The following is a 19,203-nucleotide window of genomic DNA, read 5'->3' on the forward strand; positions in this document are numbered from 1 at the left end:
AAGGATCTAAAGGATCAGAGGACTGAGAAGGCTTTGGTTCAACAGGGGCAGAAGGAGGAGAAACAGTATCCAGAGATGAAGGAGATACCGGAACAGAGGGCGGTAATAGAAGCTCCATGAAATGATTATTAGATAGAATTTTCTAGGCAAGAAACTAAAGTGTGGAAGGCTTGCTCGTAGGAAACTTTGCTCTTTAGAGGGGGAAATCAAAAAATTTTTTATTTAGGAAAATAGTATTGAATTCCCTTCTTCTGATCGTAAGAATAAATCGTTGTTTCAATGATGATATCAGCTATTTTTTGCCGAATTTTTAAGAAAAATGCTTTTGTGGAAGTATGTAGCCTATATAGATGTTTATAGGGAGATGGGGGGCGGTCTTGAGGGTGATGTTTTTATTCTTGTATGGGGGTAGCAATGTTAAAAGGTCAAAAAACATGTTTAAGGTATTTTTTTGTCTAAAGGGGGAGGAAAGGAAGAGGGACGATTTAATGATTACGAAGATTTTAGGAGATTTTTGGGGGGGAGATTAGGGAGATAGGATTTCTGAGAGCTCTGGAGATGCAAGGGGATAAGATTTATGGAGGATTGTGTGGGCATTTTTATCGGCGATGATTGCGTTTGTTGGTGTAATTTAATCAGTGATATTGATTATACCACATTCACCATTTTCGCTACCGAAGGAGAGGTTTTGCCCTGCTTGATCCCAATTAAGTGCTGAGATAGCACTTTTCCCATAACCTTTTAGAAGGACTTCTTTTCCATCATGGAATTGTGCCGCTAAAATCATTCCATCATTGAAGCCTATTGCTACAATTTCTTTGTTTGGGTGGCATGAAACGGTGCTAACAAGTGCATTTGCTCGTGTGCCTAGTTCTAGAGGTGTTTTTCCTATGGGGCCATCTTTTGTATGAAAGGGCCAAACAATTGCGGCAGAGGCACCTGATGTTGCTAGCCATTTTCCTTTTGCGCTCCAAGACCAGCTTTTGACTTTGCTTGGATAGCCGCTCATGCGGAGGTGCTGATTATCAGTGAGACGCCAGCCGTGTAAGGCGTTTTCTTGCATGGTGGAAATGACATAGCGGTTGTCTGGTGAAAAGGTGACACCACAATGAGCTCCTTTCCATACCAATGTGGTGGGAGATATTTGCGTTGATAACCAATGAAGAGTGACTCCATTGTAATGGGCAACGGCAAGTCGCAAACCTTTTGGGGCAAAAGCAAGGCCTTCTACACTGCGTTCATGTGTGAGCTCTTGTCGTTCTTTTCCAATATGCGCAAATACGAGGTGTGAGGAGGAAAAAGCAAAAGCTTTTTGTGGACCAAAAGCAACGTTGTTTATCCATTTGCGTTCTTTTTGGCTTAACACTTCCGTGTGATCTGCTGCGGTTGTTTGACAGACTTTTCCATCTTCTCCACCGGTGATGATCGCGGTATTGTCATGGGAAAAATGGCTTGAAATTATTCCTTGGTGAACTTCAACGATTTGTGGGGTTGGATTAAAAAAAACAATGAAACCTTCTACGGAAACAAAGGCTGGTTTATTGCCTATAAAACCGCAGGAAAGGCAGTAACTTTTGAGATCATAATGGGTAATGTTTGGCATTATCACTCACTTATGCGCAATTTTCAAAACCAGTTTTTAATTTTTCAGCATCAAGAGAGCGTCCTATAAAAACAAGGCGACTTTCTCGTTTTTCATCTTCACGCCATGGGCGTTGATGTTGTCCTTCAAGAAGCATATGTATCCCTTGAATGACGTAACGATCATCGTCTCCTTGAAAGGCGATAATGCCTTTAAGACGCAAGATATCAGGCCCTTGTTGCTGTGTAACCTGCTGGATCCAAGGGAAAAACTTTTCTGGTTGCAGAGCATCTGTTTTTAAACTTACAGAAGTGATGGTAATATCATGAATGGTGGATGCGTGATAATGGTCATGATGACAATCGGGACCGCACACATGGTTGGCATGTTGGTGTGTATGTTCGTGATCGAGAAAATGAGGTTCATGATCGAGAGTCTGTTGGAGATCAAAAAAACCACGATTAAGGAGTGTCTCAAGAGGGATATTGGTGCGCTGTGTTGTATAGAGTATAGCGCGAGGATTAATGGCCAGAATAAGGGATTCAGCATGGCTGCGTTCTTGTTGGGTGACAAGATCAATCTTATTTAAAAGAATAATATCCGCGAAAGCAATTTGGTCTTCAGCTTCACGACTTGTTTTTAATTGAGAGGGAAAATGCTTTGCATCAACGACTGCTATGACACTGTCGAGAGCTGTTTTTTCATGGATAGTATCATCCATGAAAAAGGTCTGTGCTACGGGAACGGGATCAGCAAGTCCTGTCGTTTCTATAATGATCGCATCAAATCGATGAGAACGTTGCATCAGACTTTCTAGAATGCGAATGAGATCACCACGTACGGTGCAGCAAACACAGCCATTATTCATTTCATAAATTTCTTCGTCTGATTCAATGATCAGGTCATTATCAATACCAATTTCACCAAATTCATTGACAATGACGGCATAACGTTTGCCATGATTTTCACTGAGAATGCGGTTGAGAAGGGTGGTTTTTCCAGCACCAAGATAGCCTGTGAGAACCGTAACGGGAAGTTTTTTGGGGTGTATCGTTTCCATGGAGAGACCTTTTATTGTTCTTTATTGCCATGTGTTTATGTTAAATCGATTGATATCATCAAGTAAATCACGAAGCTGAGACAGAACATGAGAAAAGATTGCTTCACCGGCTTGTGGTGTTGCTTTGCTTGCATTTCCTGCCGCACCTTGCGTATTTAGATCTTTCATTGTCCAACCAAAGGCATGAGGACCATAAGCACGTAAATACCGATAATTGGCAATCATATCCGCTTGTTTATTATGAAAATTTTCTGCCTTTTCCATATGGACTTTTTCTGGTGCTAAATAGAGCATGAGAGAGGTTTCGATAAAGCCTCCATGGATATCAAGATGTTGTTGAGATGGCTCCATGAGACCTTGTGGTAAACCAAAACGGCTCCAGCTTGTTGCTACAGCGAGCATGGAAAGGCGCTTTCGTAATTCGGTGATAACAATGCTCATTAAAGGTGAATTTCCTCCGTGAGCATTGAGAAGAAGAAGACGGTTGATCCCTTTGTGATAACAGTTTTCACCAATCTTTATCCATCGCTTAATCGCATCAGAAAAGGTAAGGGTTTGTGTACCTGTAACATCCATATGTTCTATAGAATAGCCAATCTTTTCAACCGGTAAAAGTGCGATATGAAACTGCTCTTTTGTTTGTAAAGTGAGGGCTTTTGCAAAAGCTTCAGCTATAATCCAGTCGGTTTCGAAAGGAAGGTGCTCTCCGTGATATTCGTGTGCGCCCAAAGGTAAAAGAGCGAGAAAAGGCCTGTTAGATACCATAAATTATTGCCTAAAAGAGAAGTTAACATAGACAAAGTGATCGAAGGTGCTGTCACTATTTAATCTATCTATAAGAGAAACGCAAATAGGCGTCTTTTTACATCACATATGGATGCATAAAAATGAGAGCTTTGTTAAAAATAGAGAAGCTTTTATTGAGCAAAGCCAACGCAACTTTTCTGTAATATGAGGCAATATTTCTCAAGATAATTATCTTTTGTAAGTATTTCTGATTCATATTCTCATTTTTAATAAGTAAATATTCATACATATTAAATATTTATACATCAAATAATGAAAAATATTTTCATTATTTATTGAAAATGTGATTTTTTAGTAATTTTATATATTCCTTTTCTTTAAAGCATTTGATTAATTCTTTATTGTTATTATTTATTTTGCACAAATTGCAGACAGTTATGTGAATATTGCCAAAAATTTGTTTCAAAGAGAATTATTTTTTACTAATACAGAGTAAATATAATTACTCAAAATATAAATAAGGCTGCGCTCTACAATATTGACGAAAAATATGGAATAACTTTTATGAAAATTAAGAAAGAAAGTTTTTTCAGTATTTTGGGGATCATCTCATTTTTCATGACTCTCTTTTTATCTGGTTTTAGGTAGTTTGTTGGTGTTCTAGTATTGCTTATAATTTTTTTGTAAATCTGATAGATTTACTTATTTTATGCGTTTGTTTTATTAGGTTTGAAAGTCAATATTTTGTGTTCTTTATGCTGTATGGGATAAAGGGGGCTGAATTACCTTTTTTAAGATGCTATGCAGTATTTTTTCTTTTTATATATCAGTAAAAGTTGAGAATCATTTTATTAACGTCTCTTCCATTTGAAGATAGAGATCTTTAATTGTTTTTTTACACTTTATACCTGTTTTATAGAAAAATAGTACACTATTTAAACTTGTTTTATTAGGATAGATTTGTTTTAGATCAAGTTTTTATTTGATACCAATTTTATTTTTCAGTATTACTGATGAGTGATATAATAAAAATCCATTAAGTGCTATTTCATTTTTATATTTATTGAAATAATAGACAATCATATATCATTATATTGGCAGTTTTAAATTTTATAGTTCTTTAAAATTAATTACATTTTAAATTATTTATAAAAGCTCTATTATATAATTTTTTAAATGAATTTGTTTCGTAATATTTCTTATAATAAGAAATTTAATAAATTATTATTATTTTTAATTATAGCAATAAAAATGACAAAATATTACTGTTGGTATCTTGAGTTATTATGGCGTAAAAGGAATAAATTATTTTTATCATTTATTGTTTTTTATCTTTACATGTAATACATAATGTGTTATATTATAATAACAAAATTACATATAATATTTTATTATGTGCAATATATAAATGCTTAAATATAAATTTTGGTTTTTATATATGTGAATATTCTTTCATTTTTTCAGTGAAGAAAAAGAGGAGCAAAGAAAGCTATGTTTAAAATATTTAAAAATCGTGTATGTTCATTTACTTTTACACTATTTATTATTTTTTTTGTACAAACTATAGAGGGAAATGCAAGTTTTGTAAAAAATAAAGTTCAAGAGAAAATGGCAATTACTATTCCTACACTAGAAAAAAATGTAGCTATTAAAGCTGTGGATAGAGTTGTTATTCAAGGCGTTGAGGAACAAGATGTTATTGCTTTAGGGAAACCTGAAAAAGCTGCTGCCTTTTCAGGTTCAGCCTTTTGGGGGGGGATAGGTATTTTATCACTTCTTGCTTCTTTATGTATTGGGGATGTATTAGGTGCTGTTGTATCTCTTTTTGCAATATTCAGTACACTTTAGTAGAAAACTCATCGACAGAGTCGAGGATTTTTTTGTTCACTTCATTATTTTTAAAAAATAAATATTTTATTATTTATACTATACTAGATAATAAAATTACTACTCTTAATACTAAATGTAGCTTTTATTAACATTATTAAAGTTCAAGATCCTACATTTATGTTTTTTTTACAAATTAGCGTAACCTGATTTTTTTTTTACAGTTTATGATTATTTTCTAGTAATAAGGCTAGTATACTTACTATCTTTATCAGTCTTTTAATATTGTCTACCTTTTCTCATATGAAGATTATTCATCAAAGGTATATTTTATCCTTTTTAAATTTTTTTATCTTTCATAAGGGGATAAAATAAAAAATATCCCTATATCCATGGCTCTTATGCAATAAGAAAAATGAGAAATTATTATTTATCATTTTAAATTTGTTTATGTTAAATCCATCAAAAGTATTTTTTACGTATAACAAGTTGCGTTCGTGTATGGATAAAATTATTAAAAAAAAAAGAGTAAAAATTCTTCTCATGAATTATCTCTAAGGTTCAAGGACTGTTGTAGTATTGGCAAATAAATGATGGTGCTGGTTTGTATCTTCATAGAGTAAAGATAGTGATACACAATGAATCTTATGCCATCTCATGGAGTGGTTTATACTGTCGCATTTACGGGACATATTGTGAGAGGGAAGTGGTGATGTGCATCGTTGGAAAATGCTTTTATTAAAATATAAACCTGTGTTTGCGATAGAGGTGTATTTTGGGTTGTTCTGTTGTGTAAGGGAAAGATGCTGTTAAGTAAGGTAATTCAGGAGTACTTATAGCTTAGCGGAAGAAGGGCAATGAAGTAAAAGGTCTTGTTTAGCACGAAGACGTGCAATCCATTGATCTTCACGAATAGCAGTATTATGTACTGTAATGAGTTCGTTTTTTTTAATTGCAGCTGTTACTGTTGCTTTTTCTAAAAGACCACAAGGAATGGCTTGGTGAGCGCGTGCTTCTGAAATGTTCATTATCCAAGCACGATAAGTATAAAGACCGATAAAGTCTAGCTGATCACCTGGATGTAAATCTTTTTTAGCAACAGCACAGACTTCTACTACGGGATGGCTAAGAGGGACCATATCTTTTTTGCCATAAAGCATAATACGTGCACAGGTGAGGGGAACTTCCATTGCTGTTAAATGATAGGGGCGATGAAAGGTGAAGTAAGGCCCCTGACCAATTTTTAAATCTTCCATACGCTCGCGTAAACGGGGGTGTGCTATTTCGGCAATTACAAAAACACCTGGTGAAACACCTTGACCTATTGAATAATCTACAACACCATATTGCTGTAAAATGCCCCCATCTTGCTTTGGAATAAGCACTTTGTTTAAATCTTGTAGCGCTGCTCGTGGTCCATGCATTCCTGGGCAATCGGGGAGAAGTCCGGTGGCATTGGCAATGGCTGCCATTTCAACCATCGTTTTGGAACCATCAATAAATTCAACCAACATGCGCACATTCATATTACGCCGGAATGCTTCTTCTTCGTAAGCGTCAGGTGTAGCATCAAAGCGCAGAGGATTATTTTTTCCTTTACCCGCTGCAACAATCTTATGTCCAAGGGCTGAAACAAATTCTATGAGTTCCATACAAGAAGTAGGTTCATCGCCGGCACCAAGTGTATAAATGAGCCCTCGTTTTTCTGCTTCATGTTTGAGATAAGCGCCAATTGTAACATCTGCTTCAACATTCATCATGACAAGATGTTTGTTATTCTCAAGCGCTTTGATACCAATCTCTGCTCCTGCTTCGGGATAGCCTGTTGCATCAACGATAATATCAATTTGTTCATGGCGCAAAACAAGGTTAATATCATCTGTTGCTGCAATCAAACCCTTTTCAATGCTTTGGGTGAGAGCATAAGTATTTTCAACTTCACAGACATGTCCATCTTCGCCATAGGCTAGTGTAGCGGCATCAAAAATACGTGACGGTGTCCTCGTGGCTACAGCAACGACTGTTATACCATCCATATGCGCAATACTTGATAATAAATCTGTGCCCATTTCACCACAACCAATCAGTCCAATACGGATGGGGGGATGGTTTTCTGCACGTTGTTTCAAATCATGCGCTAAACCTGTTAGGTTCACATTGCTTGCCATTCTTTTTTCCTATTTGAAAACTATTCTGCTAAAGAGCTTTTCTCATTCATAAGGTGCATTTGTTTTTAAGACAATTAATCTTTTATTCTTGATGCTCTAATCAATGGACTTTATAAAAGCAAGAGGGGTGGTTTCTTTTATCAAATAAAATAGGAATAGCGTTATGCAGCAAAAAATAGTCGTACAAGATGTCACCAGTTTTATTGGGAAAGAAATGGGATTATCGGAGTGGCGTCTTGTTACACAGAATATGATTAATCAGTTTGCATGTGCTACAGATGATCATCAATGGATACACGTTGATGAGGAAAAGGCTAAAAAAACACCTTTTGGCGGCACGATTGCTCATGGTTTTTTAACATTATCGCTTTTGTCTACGCTCGCTTATGAAGCTCTTCCAGAGTTGGAAGGGAGCACAATGGGGATTAATTATGGTTTCGATAAAGTACGCTTCATGAGTCCTGTGAAAACAGGGGTACGGATACGTGCGCGTTTTGTGTTAGACGACGCAGAAATTCGCCCTTCTGGTCGAGTGGTTTTCCATTATGGGGTTACGGTGGAAATTGAAAAGTTAAAAAAACCAGCTCTTACAGCTCAATGGCTTATTGTTGCTGTTGTGGAAGAAAAACCTTCCAATATCTAGATTATTTGAGTGCTTTATTTTATAAAATTTTTATACAATTCTATTAGAAGTTTCTTCAATGATGATATTGAGAATAATCTATAGAATGATAGATATGGTGGAGCTATCATAGCGTTGATAGCCAGAGCAGTTTGCTATCTTTCCTAGATCGTTTTGAAGAGGAGTTTCCTAATGAAGATAGTGCATTGCTTCACGCTTTTGTTTATAGCGTTCTTTAATGGGATCATACCCATCACGTAAAACAGAACGCTTCAAATGGAATGTACTTGCGTTGCCAATTCACGGGCTTATTTTAAAGCAACATTTCTCAACGCTCGTCACACCTATTTCGCAATGGTGCCTGTGAATAGTATAACGATAAAGCCATTGAGCGCCCCTATCTTTATGCTTGTGAAGAAGAAAGCCGACACCATCATATTATATGCTAGCCGCCAATGTTAAGACAGGTCTTGGCGCTGGAGATAATTCATAAGAGGCATGCCTTTCTTTCTTGTATAGTTTTACTCACACGGCTCTTCCCGCTTGTAACGTGCAAGCGAGAGGTTTTGGTTGATTCTATATGGAACAAATTGGGAATGAGAGGATCTTACGGTATTCAGAGTTCTCATTCAATATGAATAACGCCATATTATCATTATAAATTCAATGTGTTATCTAAGGCTGGGAAAGGTCGTGACCAATGTCTTAATTTAAAGAGAGTCTCACATACTGTGAGATCTCTTATTTTATCCCCTTTTATATTCTTTTATATTAAAGCCATTAAAACTATTTTCTTTCATGTTACAAACGGATGGGGAGAGATAAAAACTGTTTAAGAAAAAAGTTTCTAATCTCTTATGAGTATTTTCGATAGGCAAGGGTTGGTGCACTTGGAAAGTGGCAAAGGGGATGATGGTATTGGCATGTGAAATTCTAAGTCTTTTAATGTTTTGTTTTATCAAGTTTTTGTACGATTTTATCAGAAGTCCATTGGGTTGTAATATTAAGCACGATCAAAAGGATGATGACGATGGTCATGATGAAGGTATTGTAGCGTTGGTAGCCATAGCGGATTGCCATATCCCCTAAACCGCCTCCACCAAGATATCCAGCAAGTGAGGTGGCTCCTATAAGAGAAATGACCATGACTGTAAAACCTGTAATCAGGCTAGGGAGAGCTTCAGGAATAAGAACATGTCTGATAATTTGAAGACGACTTGCACCCATCGAGCGGATCGCTTCAATGAGACCGTTTTCAACGGTTTTAAAAGAGAGTTCCGCCATGCGTGCATAAAAAGGGATAGCTGAAATGGTCAGTATAAAAATTACAGCAGGCATTCCTATCCCTCTTCCTACAACGATACGCGTAACGGGAAGAAGATAAAATGCAAGAATGATAAAGGGAATGGCACGAATACTGTCAATGATCATGCTTAAAGGGCGATTGATGAGAGATGAGGAAAAAATCCCTCCGCGTGCTGTTGTGTGAAGAAGAAGACCAAGGGGAAGCCCTATAATAAATGCCATAATAGAAGCACTAAGTGTCATCAATATTGTATCAATAACAGCTTGGGGAAGTTCATGAGACAGAACATTAAACATAGCCTAAGACCTCACAATATCGTCCTTTTTTCGTTAACCATTGAACAGCTTTTTCTAAAGCTTCTTTATCTTCTCCAGGAAGAGCCAAGAAGAGTCGCCCGATGGTTTCATCTTGAACTGTATCAATGCCACCATGCAAAATACGTGCTTTTAAACCACTCTCATTTTCTAGAAGATGAAGAAAAGGCTGCTGGGCAATTTCACCGGCAATATTAATTTCAATGACAGCTTCTCGTCCGATTGGTTTGAGATTTTTCGCAAATTTTTCAGGAAGTTGCGGGGTTACAAGCTTGAGCATGGCTATGGTTGTATCGTCTTGCGGTGATGTAAAGATGTCTTTCACACGTCCTTCTTCTACAATGTTTCCCTGATTAAGAACAACAACGCGATGCGCTATGGTGCGCACAACTTCCATTTCATGGGTGATGAGCACAATCGTGAGATTGAGGTGTTTATTAATATCAGCAAGGAGCTCTAGAATAGATTGTGTTGTTTCAGGGTCAAGAGCAGAGGTGGCTTCATCTGATAACAATATTTTAGGATTAGCAGCAAGCGCACGAGCAATGCCAACGCGTTGTTTTTGTCCCCCGGACAATTGTGCCGGATAGCAATATTCTTTCCCAGATAACCCAACCAATTCAATCAGTTCAAGGGCACGTTTGTGGCGTTGTTTTTTACTTACACCACTTAATTTAAGTGGCAATGCAATGTTATCAAGAATATTCTGCGATGAGAGAAGATTGAAATGTTGAAAAATCATCCCAATTCGTTGACGGTAAGGCGCCCATTCTATCTCTGATAGATTAGAAATATCAACATCTTCAAAAAAAATGGATCCTGCATCAATCTTCTCTAACCCATTTAAACAGCGAATAAGTGTTGATTTTCCTGCTCCACTGCGCCCAATAATGCCAAGGATTTCACCAGCATGGATATTTAAAGAGAGATTATTAATCACCGGAACACCAGCCGTTTTGTTAAAACAACGGCTGATGTTTTTTAAGGAGATAAGAGTAGGTTTTTCCATTCACAATTACTCGGATATTTGGCACAGTTATTCAGATATTTGGCACAATTACCAAGATGTTTGGGCGGTATTGCCAAAAATCTCTTTGATTTTTGCACGGATAAGATCGTTGTTGTAAGCGGCAACTAATTTTTTAACCCATAGTTCATCTTTTTCGCTCGTGCGTACAACGATGATATTATCATAAGGATTATTTTTTGCGCTCTCCCATGCGACTACATCTTTTTCGAAGTTTAATCCGGAAACAATAGCCCAGTTTGTGTTTATAATTGCAAGGTCAAAATCGTCAATAGCTCGTCCTAACATACCGGCATCGAGCTCACGAATTTGCAGGTTTTTAGGATTTTCGATAATATCAAGTGGAGATGCAAGAATATTATGAGGATCTTTTAACTTAATGAGACCTAAAGAATTAAGAAGAAGTAAGGCTCTTCCACCATTAGATGGGTCGTTCGGAATACCAACATGTGCACCATCACGAAGATCTTTTAAGTCTTTTATTTTGTGTGAGTAAACACCGATTGGAGCAATAAATGTATAGCCGACAATTGAAAGTTTATAGCCACGTTGTTTCATTTGTTCATTAAGATAAGGGGCGTGCTGAAAAGCATTCGCATCGATCTCTCCTGCGTTAACAGCATCATTAGGCAAAGCGTAATCAGAAAAATAAACGAGTTCAATATCTAAACCGGCTTTTTTAGCCTGTTCAGCAGCTGTTTTCCAAATAATCGCATCCCGCCCTTCCATAATACCAAGTTTGATTTTTGTTTTGTCTGCGGCCATGGAAAAAGCAGTAGACAAAAAAAGTGCAAAGAGAGAGAGGAATAACCCTATAATCTGACCGCGAGAAAAATTTTTTAATGTCATGTGCTTTTAACTTTCTTTTTCGAGAAATTTTTTGAGGGAAGTTTCAATATACTCTGTATTTTTTTAGGCAGATTTAAAGTTATACAAGCTTTAGAGAATATTCAATCACTTTTATTTTTTAAAGAGTATTATTTTTCCTTCTATTTTAGTTGTTTGGGGGGCTGATCATCATTTGTTCATAGAAATTCTCTGAAATTCAAATAATTAATTCTTTTATTGCAATCATTTGTTGAGGGAACCAATGCCCCTTTAAAAACTTCTGTAAGGGACAATTGGTTGAAGAACCGGACAATCAGATGATGCTTTAGCCGTAAATTCATGAAGAACATACTGCGCAATCAAGATCAAAAGGCCGTGTTCGTGTAGGCGATAAAGAGAAATTTTGTTGCAATGTTGTGGGGTTTTGGGGGGGAATAAAGGTTGCTGATCATTGGATTTAAACGCGGCAAATTTTTGCAAAGGCGAATTTTTGTCCTTCATATGTTTTAGAGAGGAAGAAAAATAATGTTAAGAAAGAAATTTTTATCAACAATGATGACTTTATGGGCTTTAGGAGCGTCAGGGGTGGCTGTGACTGCTTTTCACGCACAAGCTGGAACCATTACAGGAACAGTTGCTCGTGTTGCATCAGGTCAGGTATCTTTACGCACAGGCCCTGCGACAGCTTATAAAGTTATCGCAATGGTTCCAATGGGAGCAAAAGTGCAAATTTATGGCTGCCTATCCAATAAAACTTGGTGTTCTCTTGGTTATCATGGAAAAGTTGGTTGGGCATCTGCACGTTACGTCAATGTTAACGATGTTCCTACCATTGCTTTTAAAAAGATGCCAGCAAAATCAAAATCCATGGTAAAATCGCCAAAAGAAAAAGTAAAACAGGCTGTTTCCGACTTTAAAGCTCTTCCGGCGATTCAAAAAACACGGGAAAATATGCAAAAACTATACAGAACAGATATGATTATCGATTCTACAGGTGTTAAAAAAAGGGATGAACGAACAATTTTAAATCCGTCGCAAAAAGCACAAGGCGTTTCTGTAAAGCACGTGAGTGCTTATAATCCCTCCTTTCCTGATAATGTCAATTACAAAAATTTTGAACGTAATGAAACGCGTTACCGTGTCGTGACCTATCCTGCTCGATAAGGGTAAAGTTAATTTCACAACCGGAATGACAAAAAGGATCAGCAGCATGAAGCAAACAATGCTTATGCTGCTGATCCTATTGTACCGTAAAATGTCATTAAGGCGGCAATGCTTAACTTAAGGTGGCGAGGCATTCAAGGATATTCCGAGTCAAATTTGACAATACCTTGGATTACAGTTCTTTAGGATGGTGATATGAACCTTCAGCTGGGGAAGGTTATACTGAAGAGAAGCCGGACTTTTGACAGACCGGCTAGGGGTTCTTTGTCCTTTCGGACAGGGCGTTAATTTGCGGACTTAGGCTTTATCAAATTACGAGAAATGAGCAATTCAGCAATTTGAACGGCATTCAATGCTGCCCCTTTTCTTAAATTATCGGCGACAACCCAGAAAGCTAAACCATTTTCAACGGTGATATCTTCACGAACACGGCTAATAAAGGTATCATCTTCTCCGGTACCTTCATAAGGTGTGGTATAACCACCATCTTCGTGTTTATCGATAAGCTGACAGCCTGGTGCATCGCGGAGGAGCGCTTGTGCTTCAGATGCGCTTAGTGGTTTTTCAAATTCAACATGGACGGCTTCGGCATGACCGATAAAGACAGGGACCCGAACAGCAGTGGCTGTTAATTTAATTTTCGGATCGAGAATTTTCTTCGTCTCAACCGTCATTTTCCATTCTTCTTTTGTATAACCATCTTCCATGAAAACATCGATATGAGGAATGACATTAAAGGCAATGCGTTTAGTGAATTTTTTTGATGTAATTGGGTCTGCAACAAAAACTGCACGTGATTGTTCGAAAAGTTCGTCCATTCCTTCTTTACCAGCTCCAGAAACAGACTGATATGTAGAGACAACAACACGTTTAATGATTGCAGCATCATGGAGAGGTTTTAAAGCTAAGACCAGTTGAATTGTTGAACAATTAGGATTTGCTATAATATTACGCTTAGAAAAGGCATTTATAGCTTCGCCATTGACTTCAGGGACTATCAACGGAACATTGGCATCATAGCGCCACGTGGAGGAATTATCGATGACGACACAGCCGGCAGCAGCAATTTTAGGGGCGTATTCTTTGGAAATGCTCCCTCCCGCAGACATAAGACAAAAATCTGTGTCAGAAAAATCGTAAGTATCCAGTGCTTTTACTTTTAAAGTTTTATCTCCATAAGAAACTTCTTGTCCTAATGAGCGTCGTGATGCTAGAGGGACAATTTCATGTGCAGGAAAACCACGTTCTTCTAAAATTGTAAGCATTTCACGACCAACATTTCCGGTTGCGCCGACAATTGCAACTTTATAACTCATTTTCTATATACTCCTCATGTCTCTCCACGTTTATTCCCCGTGCTATACTCAGGAGAGAGTGAGTTGGTCAAGGAACATCATTAAATTATATTTTTGATTTTCAACAACTCAATTTTGTGCACACCAATCATCATCATTAGCACAATAAATTGTTTTATTTCAAATAATACGTCTCTTTTAATCTTTCAGAATTGAAAAAATTGAATATTTTACGCTAAGCTATTATCTCTTTAGAAAACACTTTAATTAAGTGAATTCCTTATCTTCTGTCAATGTGTACCTTCACACTTTTGAATTTTTTAAAGATGGTATTACGTATCGCGTTGGTGGAATCTTTTTATACTTTATCTGTTAATTGTTGAATTATTTGATTTTCTCCCTATGCCTTTAAAAGCGAAGCTTCCTATTACAGTCTGTAAACAGCTAGATTCTAGCGGCTTCTCATTTTTCACTTAAACTAAAGGCTCAACAAGCAGGCCTAAAAATATTTAAAAAGATATTGGGCATCTAAAAAACATTTGAATGTTTCAAGGAGGTATGCGTGCTTCATATCCTCATACCTTAAATGATAGAATTTATGGCACAACAGGATAAACTTAAGTATCCATATATAGATAAATTCTTATGAAAGTTATACATATAGTTTTTCGTGTCTATTTTTAATTTATATTTCTTATTTTTACTTTAATCCTGTTATGCTATAAAATATCATTATTTGGAGTATGATGGTATAAGATCTTTAAGCTTTCTCGATATATTTAAGTGTTTTTTAGTGTGTGGGAATATTCTTAGGCTTGTTTGGCAAGCCTTTTTTAAGTGACTTATATGAGTGGAAAGTCAGCCGTTGAACACCCCCATATTTACGTTTAATAAAAGAGCAAGTTAGCACCATCATCCATTTTTTCAGCACACAATGTCGTTACAGCTCTTGGTTTGTGAGACGATTCAATAAGAGGTATGCCTTTTTGTACATTTTTACTCACACGCCAACTTTGCTTGTAATGTGCCAACAGTGATTTTGATTGATTCAATATAGAACACGTTTGAAATGAAAGAATTTTACGATATTCGGAACACTTATTCAATATCAATAACGTTAGATTATCATTATAAATCAATGCACTATTTCTAAGTTAAACTCGTTAGAATTCGGATTATTTACAAATCAGATTAGATTAAGCATTTTCATTCTCATGAAGTGTGGGGAGACAGTCACAATTCTTGTCAATATTATTAAGGACTTTGATTATCTTTGCAATGAACTTATGAAAATAAGGGGTTATTTTTTTCATCAGAAATCAACTGCAAAATTGCTCTTTGTTTTTTGCGGGTCAGTATTCTGAAATTTTTTAAAAGTAAATATTCTGCTTTGCTTGCTATTCTGTCATCACAATGATAGAGGTTCTCTTCTTTTTTGCGCCATCAGCATAAAAGAAGGAAACGGGAACATCTAATATATGAGCAATTTCCTGTAAACGTCTTGCACTTACGCGATTTAAGCCTTTTTCATACTTTTGGATTTGTTGGAATGTTACGCCTAAATGACTTCCTAATTGTTTTTGAGAAAACCCCATGACGTTTCTTCTGAAGCGAATTTTTTTGCCTAAAGAAATATCGTAAAAATGTAGATTGTTGGCTTTCACTTGATGTCCCCACCGGTTGCGAGCGCCCTCGCATTAGTATTCCGAGGTCTGGCAGTGCTGACTCAAAACAGCCCCTTGCTTTTAGTGCTGAAAGCACTTGGACACAACAAGAGCCCCCGGAAATTCCGGGATATCCGCAAAAGCGGGCTAATCTTTATGCTCGGTTTCGGGCTTCCAGGCCCTATTGATTGTCGCGTATACGACCAAAAACACAAGCCTTCTTCATAAGGCAATTACTTTCAATCGTCAATTGAAATTACAACAGTGTTTCTTGTTTGTTTTTTCAAGTTTTCATGTAATTAATGCGTATATTATACATAAAAAATATTGCTTGAGATACTTTAGATACTTGTAAAAATTGTAAAGCGAAATTAAAGGGTGATGGTAAGGTAATGGGGTGATTTTCTCCTTTACGATTTTATGTTTTTTCCCAAAAATTAGGTTGCTTCTCCGTTTCAAAGATTACGCAAACAGATAAATATTCTTGTCCCGATATGGTATACATAAGATGATATAACTTGTCGTTTTTATTCATCTTAAATCGAGGTATCTCAAATATGTTGTTCGTAAATAGTATAAATTAAAGTCCATGAAATATAACAATCTTTATGTTTAATATAATAAATTTCATTTACCTGAGTTGGTTAAAAATGTTATTATAATTCTTGCTTTTAAGAAGTTCATAAGAGCCATTTTTATTCAGATGCTTGTGTGGTGCAAGTGAATGGTTTTGATTGCTTTAGTATGAACAGGCTGGAATGAGAGAATCTGATGATATTTTTGGCTTTTGTTACAAGGTGTAAAGCGATATAAATATCTTCATTGTAAAACTCTTTTTTCAGAAATCGTAAATATTGAGATATCATATTGATAGAGACTTGATAACAGTGGGCTTGTAGAGGGAAATTGCATGAGGATTTTTTATTTTTTATGCGTTATTTCTTCATTGTTTTGCAAAGGGCGCGCTTCTGAGGCAAGCATAATGGGAACGCCATCACGAATAGGGTAGGCAAGTTTGGCTTTGAGAGAAATGAGCTCTTGTGTTTTTCGGTTGAAAGAGAGAGTACCTTTCGTCATTGGGCAGACGAGCAATTCGAGCATTTTTGGATCTGTGGTCATTTTTTTCATGTTTGGACATTCATTAGTTTAAGCGGTAATCTGTTCCTGTTTGTTTCATGAGCGAGCGTTCTGTTAATGCAAGAAGAGTTTGGGCACGGCTTTCGATATCTGGAGCTTCAAGGAGAGCTTGTTTTTCTGCTGGTGTAAAGGGGATAAGAGCTGAAAAAGCATTAACCAATATAGGTGTAGGGGCTTCTATGATGCTGCTCCAATTATATTCCATTTCATGTATGGTTAGATATTTTTCTACAACGTCGAGTAAGTTCTCTCGGTTAATGCTTTCTTCAATATCAAATTCTTGCAAGTCTTTTATGTTTGATTGGATGAGAGCTGTTCGATAGGATTTTGTGTTTTTTAATTCTTGTTCTAAAGTGAAGCGGCAAACACCTTGTAAGATAATGAACAGTTGTCCGTTTCCTGTTTCACTGTAGTTTGTAATACGCCCTATACAGCCTGTTTTATAAAGTTGTGTAGAGAAGCGATCTGTATCCGATGAAAGTGGTTGAATAATGCCCAATAGACGATCAGTTACCATAACATTTTCAATCATTTCAAGTGATTCTGGTTCAAAAATATTGAGTGATAAAAAACCACCGGGTAGTAAGAGAGCACCTTCTAAAGGAAAAAGAGCAATTTGCTTTGGAAGATCATTTTCGCAATTGTAAGAGATATTACCAGCTTTCATGAGTATTTTGTCACCTTTGTTCGGTAGTTTTAGTCTGTAAATAGTCGCTATTTATAACACTATTGAGAAAGCAGAAAACCTACTTCTTGTGCATTAAAATCATACTTATAAAATATTTGAAGTCCTTATTCTCAAAAAGAATATGAAACCCTATTTTTAAGGTTGAACTGCGCGCGAAAGAATATTGCTTTGCGATCTTTTTAGTGTGTGACGTTTTGCATGATTTTCAAGAGGTATTTTTGTTTATAGCTTTTGATTTTTGTCTTAAATTTCCTAAAATGTGTTGCTTGCAATTTTTGTAAGGTTCAAAAGGATAATATTATAAATCTTTTGAAGCAGCTTATGCAAGTTTTAAAATGAGAACATTTTCATCACTTTACTAATGACAGTGTGATGAAGATAGGCTATAGGTTTAAATATGCTGGAAAGAGCGTTATCGTTTCTTTCATTCTTTTGCGGGAGAGTGCAGATTGCAAATTTTCGCATTGCCGCCGAAGGGGAAATAGCCCATAATCTCTCAGGCTTTAAGGACCGTAAAAGGAAGAAGGCAGATCTGGAAAGTCGGGAGAACCCGCGCCGAAGGTGTAAGCGAAAAATCTTTTCGCGAGTCTCTCAGGTTGATGACAGAGGGGGCAGAGACGGCCATATTCTGTGGGCGTTAGCGCAGCTTTGGAGTTATTATGGGCACAGCACAAGAAACATCTTTTTTAAAAACACTTCCTTTATATGATTTGCATGAAAAAGCAGGAGCAAAATTTGGTGCTTTTGCGGGTTGGAACATGCCTTTAACTTATCCTCTTGGCGTTTTAAAAGAGCATCTTCATACGCGTGCACATGCAGGACTTTTTGATATTTCTCATATGAAATTGATTGCGGTTGAAGGGGCACAAGCTGTGGAATTTTTGTCCTATGCTTTTCCCATTGATGCAGCAGCTTTAAAGATTGGGCATTCACGGTATAATTATTTGCTTAATGAGCAGGCTGGTATTCTTGATGATCTTATCATTACCCGTTTGGAAGAGGGTCGTTTTATGTTGGTCGCCAATGCTGGGAATGCACAGGCTGATTTTGTAGAATTGGAAAAGCGTGCGGTTGATTTTGAATGTCAAGTGATTGCCCTTGAAAGGGTATTGCTTGCGCTTCAAGGTCCTGAAGCGGCAGCTGTTCTTGCTGATGCCGATTTACCAGGGAATGAATTGTTCTTTATGCAAGGATTCGAACCACAACAGGATTGGTTTATAACGCGTTCTGGTTATACGGGAGAGGATGGTTTTGAAATTGCTTTGCCTATAGGGCATGCGCATATGTTGGCTGAAAAATTGCTGAGTGATTCTCGTGTTGAGTGGATTGGACTTGCCGCACGCGATAGCTTGCGGTTGGAAGCGGGGCTGTGTTTGCATGGAAATGATATTACCCCTGATACGACACCTATTGATGCGGCTCTAACATGGGCTGTTCCTAAAAGTGTTCGAGAAAAAGCACAATTTTATGGTGCAAAGGCTTTTCTTGAAGCACTGCAAAAAGGACCGGCTCGTTGTCGTGTTGGATTAAAACCGCAAACGCGTCAACCTATTCGTGCCGGTGCGGTGCTTCTTGATGATCAAGGTAATGAGATTGGCATTGTAACATCAGGTGGTTTTGGTCCTTCTTTTGATGGTCCTGTCGCGATGGGTTACGTTCCTGTTGATTTTAAAGTTGAAGGGACACAAGTCTTTACAGAACTGCGAGGCAAAAAGATTGTATTATCAGTTCATTCTCTTCCCTTTGTTGAACAACGTTATTTTAAAGGATGATT

The 19,203-nt window shown here is 37.0% G+C and carries 14 protein-coding genes, 2 pseudogenes and 1 riboswitch; of the genes and pseudogenes, 4 read left to right on the top strand and 12 right to left on the bottom strand.

Annotated features, from left to right (window positions below; genetic code table 11):
- Positions 1 to 631: 631 nt before the first annotated feature.
- Genes ACFIMG_RS02940 through ACFIMG_RS02950 form a run of 3 tightly spaced genes read right to left on the bottom strand, consistent with a single transcriptional unit; the run spans position 632 to position 3,407 of the window.
- A complete protein-coding gene (locus ACFIMG_RS02940) occupies positions 632 to 1,603 on the bottom strand; it encodes a WD40 repeat domain-containing protein (RefSeq protein WP_375678924.1) in 972 nt (323 codons plus the stop codon).
- A gap of 10 nt (positions 1,604 to 1,613) precedes the next feature.
- Positions 1,614 to 2,642, bottom strand: coding sequence for a CobW family GTP-binding protein (locus tag ACFIMG_RS02945; RefSeq protein ID WP_375678925.1), 1,029 nt, complete (start codon positions 2,640 to 2,642; stop codon positions 1,614 to 1,616).
- A 21-nt stretch (positions 2,643 to 2,663) separates the two neighbouring features.
- On the bottom strand, positions 2,664 to 3,407 hold the full coding sequence (locus tag ACFIMG_RS02950) for a creatininase family protein (RefSeq protein ID WP_375661860.1): 744 nt from the start codon (positions 3,405 to 3,407) through the stop codon (positions 2,664 to 2,666).
- Between the two features lie 1,473 nt (positions 3,408 to 4,880).
- On the opposite strand from ACFIMG_RS02950, the gene ACFIMG_RS02955 reads away from it, so the two are divergent.
- The gene (locus ACFIMG_RS02955) at positions 4,881 to 5,237 is read left to right on the top strand and encodes a hypothetical protein (RefSeq protein ID WP_375678926.1); all 357 of its coding nucleotides are present in this window, start codon (positions 4,881 to 4,883) and stop codon (positions 5,235 to 5,237) included.
- 812 nt (positions 5,238 to 6,049) lie between these two features.
- On the opposite strand, the gene ACFIMG_RS02960 is transcribed toward ACFIMG_RS02955, so the two are convergent.
- On the bottom strand, positions 6,050 to 7,384 hold the full coding sequence (locus tag ACFIMG_RS02960; RefSeq protein ID WP_375678927.1) for an NAD(P)H-dependent oxidoreductase: 1,335 nt from the start codon (positions 7,382 to 7,384) through the stop codon (positions 6,050 to 6,052).
- Between the two features lie 163 nt (positions 7,385 to 7,547).
- Between ACFIMG_RS02960 and ACFIMG_RS02965 the strand changes: the two genes are divergently transcribed.
- Positions 7,548 to 8,027, top strand: a complete 480-nt coding sequence (locus tag ACFIMG_RS02965) for a MaoC family dehydratase (protein WP_375678928.1) — start codon at positions 7,548 to 7,550, stop codon at positions 8,025 to 8,027.
- A gap of 171 nt (positions 8,028 to 8,198) precedes the next feature.
- Here ACFIMG_RS02965 and ACFIMG_RS02970 read toward each other — a convergent pair.
- From ACFIMG_RS02970 to ACFIMG_RS02985, 4 genes and pseudogenes are all read right to left on the bottom strand, one after another.
- Positions 8,199 to 8,497: pseudogene (locus tag ACFIMG_RS02970) on the bottom strand (integrase); the annotation flags it as partial.
- Positions 8,498 to 8,948: 451 nt separating this feature from the next.
- Complete coding sequence (locus ACFIMG_RS02975; protein WP_375678929.1) at positions 8,949 to 9,608, bottom strand: methionine ABC transporter permease; 660 nt, start codon at positions 9,606 to 9,608, stop codon at positions 8,949 to 8,951.
- Complete coding sequence (locus tag ACFIMG_RS02980) at positions 9,601 to 10,635, bottom strand: methionine ABC transporter ATP-binding protein (protein ID WP_375613642.1); 1,035 nt, start codon at positions 10,633 to 10,635, stop codon at positions 9,601 to 9,603. Before ACFIMG_RS02980 ends, ACFIMG_RS02975 begins: the two co-directional genes overlap by 8 nt.
- Before the next feature lie 48 nt (positions 10,636 to 10,683).
- The gene (locus ACFIMG_RS02985; RefSeq protein ID WP_375678930.1) at positions 10,684 to 11,502 is read right to left on the bottom strand and encodes a MetQ/NlpA family ABC transporter substrate-binding protein; all 819 of its coding nucleotides are present in this window, start codon (positions 11,500 to 11,502) and stop codon (positions 10,684 to 10,686) included.
- Between the two features lie 504 nt (positions 11,503 to 12,006).
- On the opposite strand from ACFIMG_RS02985, the gene ACFIMG_RS02990 reads away from it, so the two are divergent.
- Positions 12,007 to 12,645 carry an SH3 domain-containing protein gene (locus ACFIMG_RS02990; RefSeq protein ID WP_375678931.1) on the top strand — a complete coding sequence of 213 codons (639 nt, stop codon included), beginning with the start codon at positions 12,007 to 12,009 and terminating at the stop codon, positions 12,643 to 12,645.
- 284 nt (positions 12,646 to 12,929) lie between these two features.
- Here the strand turns inward: ACFIMG_RS02990 and ACFIMG_RS02995 are convergent, their stop codons facing one another.
- The 4 genes and pseudogenes from ACFIMG_RS02995 to ACFIMG_RS03010 all read right to left on the bottom strand — a co-directional run bounded on the left by ACFIMG_RS02995 (position 12,930) and on the right by ACFIMG_RS03010 (position 17,408).
- Entirely contained in the window at positions 12,930 to 13,961 is a 1,032-nt protein-coding gene (locus ACFIMG_RS02995) for an aspartate-semialdehyde dehydrogenase (protein ID WP_375613639.1), read from the bottom strand.
- Between the two features lie 1,263 nt (positions 13,962 to 15,224).
- A pseudogene (locus ACFIMG_RS03000) lies at positions 15,225 to 15,638 on the bottom strand (helix-turn-helix domain-containing protein).
- An 887-nt stretch (positions 15,639 to 16,525) separates the two neighbouring features.
- Entirely contained in the window at positions 16,526 to 16,732 is a 207-nt protein-coding gene (locus ACFIMG_RS03005; RefSeq protein ID WP_273791466.1) for a Trm112 family protein, read from the bottom strand.
- Positions 16,733 to 16,745: 13 nt separating this feature from the next.
- A complete protein-coding gene (locus ACFIMG_RS03010; RefSeq protein ID WP_375610818.1) occupies positions 16,746 to 17,408 on the bottom strand; it encodes an LON peptidase substrate-binding domain-containing protein in 663 nt (220 codons plus the stop codon).
- 446 nt (positions 17,409 to 17,854) lie between these two features.
- Positions 17,855 to 17,952: riboswitch (glycine riboswitch) on the top strand.
- 136 nt (positions 17,953 to 18,088) lie between these two features.
- On the opposite strand from ACFIMG_RS03010, the gene gcvT reads away from it, so the two are divergent.
- Positions 18,089 to 19,201 carry a glycine cleavage system aminomethyltransferase GcvT gene (gene gcvT, locus ACFIMG_RS03015; protein ID WP_375678932.1) on the top strand — a complete coding sequence of 371 codons (1,113 nt, stop codon included), beginning with the start codon at positions 18,089 to 18,091 and terminating at the stop codon, positions 19,199 to 19,201.
- The last annotated feature ends 2 nt before the right edge of the window (positions 19,202 to 19,203 follow it).

The sequence above is a fragment of the Bartonella sp. AP11XZML genome (genome assembly GCF_042196445.1).
In the GTDB taxonomy this organism is placed as follows: Bacteria; Pseudomonadota; Alphaproteobacteria; order Rhizobiales; family Rhizobiaceae; genus Bartonella.

What these genes read in the sequence shown, in the direction of transcription:
- ACFIMG_RS02940 (WP_375678924.1), bottom strand. Translation starts at nt 1,603, where the DNA reads ATGCCAAACATTACCCATTATGATCTCAAAAGTTACTGCCTTTCCTGC.
- ACFIMG_RS02945 (WP_375678925.1), bottom strand. Translation starts at nt 2,642, where the DNA reads ATGGAAACGATACACCCCAAAAAACTTCCCGTTACGGTTCTCACAGGC.
- ACFIMG_RS02950 (WP_375661860.1), bottom strand. Translation starts at nt 3,407, where the DNA reads ATGGTATCTAACAGGCCTTTTCTCGCTCTTTTACCTTTGGGCGCACAC.
- ACFIMG_RS02955 (WP_375678926.1), top strand. Translation starts at nt 4,881, where the DNA reads ATGTTTAAAATATTTAAAAATCGTGTATGTTCATTTACTTTTACACTA.
- ACFIMG_RS02960 (WP_375678927.1), bottom strand. Translation starts at nt 7,384, where the DNA reads ATGGCAAGCAATGTGAACCTAACAGGTTTAGCGCATGATTTGAAACAA.
- ACFIMG_RS02965 (WP_375678928.1), top strand. Translation starts at nt 7,548, where the DNA reads ATGCAGCAAAAAATAGTCGTACAAGATGTCACCAGTTTTATTGGGAAA.
- ACFIMG_RS02975 (WP_375678929.1), bottom strand. Translation starts at nt 9,608, where the DNA reads ATGTTTAATGTTCTGTCTCATGAACTTCCCCAAGCTGTTATTGATACA.
- ACFIMG_RS02980 (WP_375613642.1), bottom strand. Translation starts at nt 10,635, where the DNA reads ATGGAAAAACCTACTCTTATCTCCTTAAAAAACATCAGCCGTTGTTTT.
- ACFIMG_RS02985 (WP_375678930.1), bottom strand. Translation starts at nt 11,502, where the DNA reads ATGACATTAAAAAATTTTTCTCGCGGTCAGATTATAGGGTTATTCCTC.
- ACFIMG_RS02990 (WP_375678931.1), top strand. Translation starts at nt 12,007, where the DNA reads ATGTTAAGAAAGAAATTTTTATCAACAATGATGACTTTATGGGCTTTA.
- ACFIMG_RS02995 (WP_375613639.1), bottom strand. Translation starts at nt 13,961, where the DNA reads ATGAGTTATAAAGTTGCAATTGTCGGCGCAACCGGAAATGTTGGTCGT.
- ACFIMG_RS03005 (WP_273791466.1), bottom strand. Translation starts at nt 16,732, where the DNA reads ATGAAAAAAATGACCACAGATCCAAAAATGCTCGAATTGCTCGTCTGC.
- ACFIMG_RS03010 (WP_375610818.1), bottom strand. Translation starts at nt 17,408, where the DNA reads ATGAAAGCTGGTAATATCTCTTACAATTGCGAAAATGATCTTCCAAAG.
- gcvT (WP_375678932.1), top strand. Translation starts at nt 18,089, where the DNA reads ATGGGCACAGCACAAGAAACATCTTTTTTAAAAACACTTCCTTTATAT.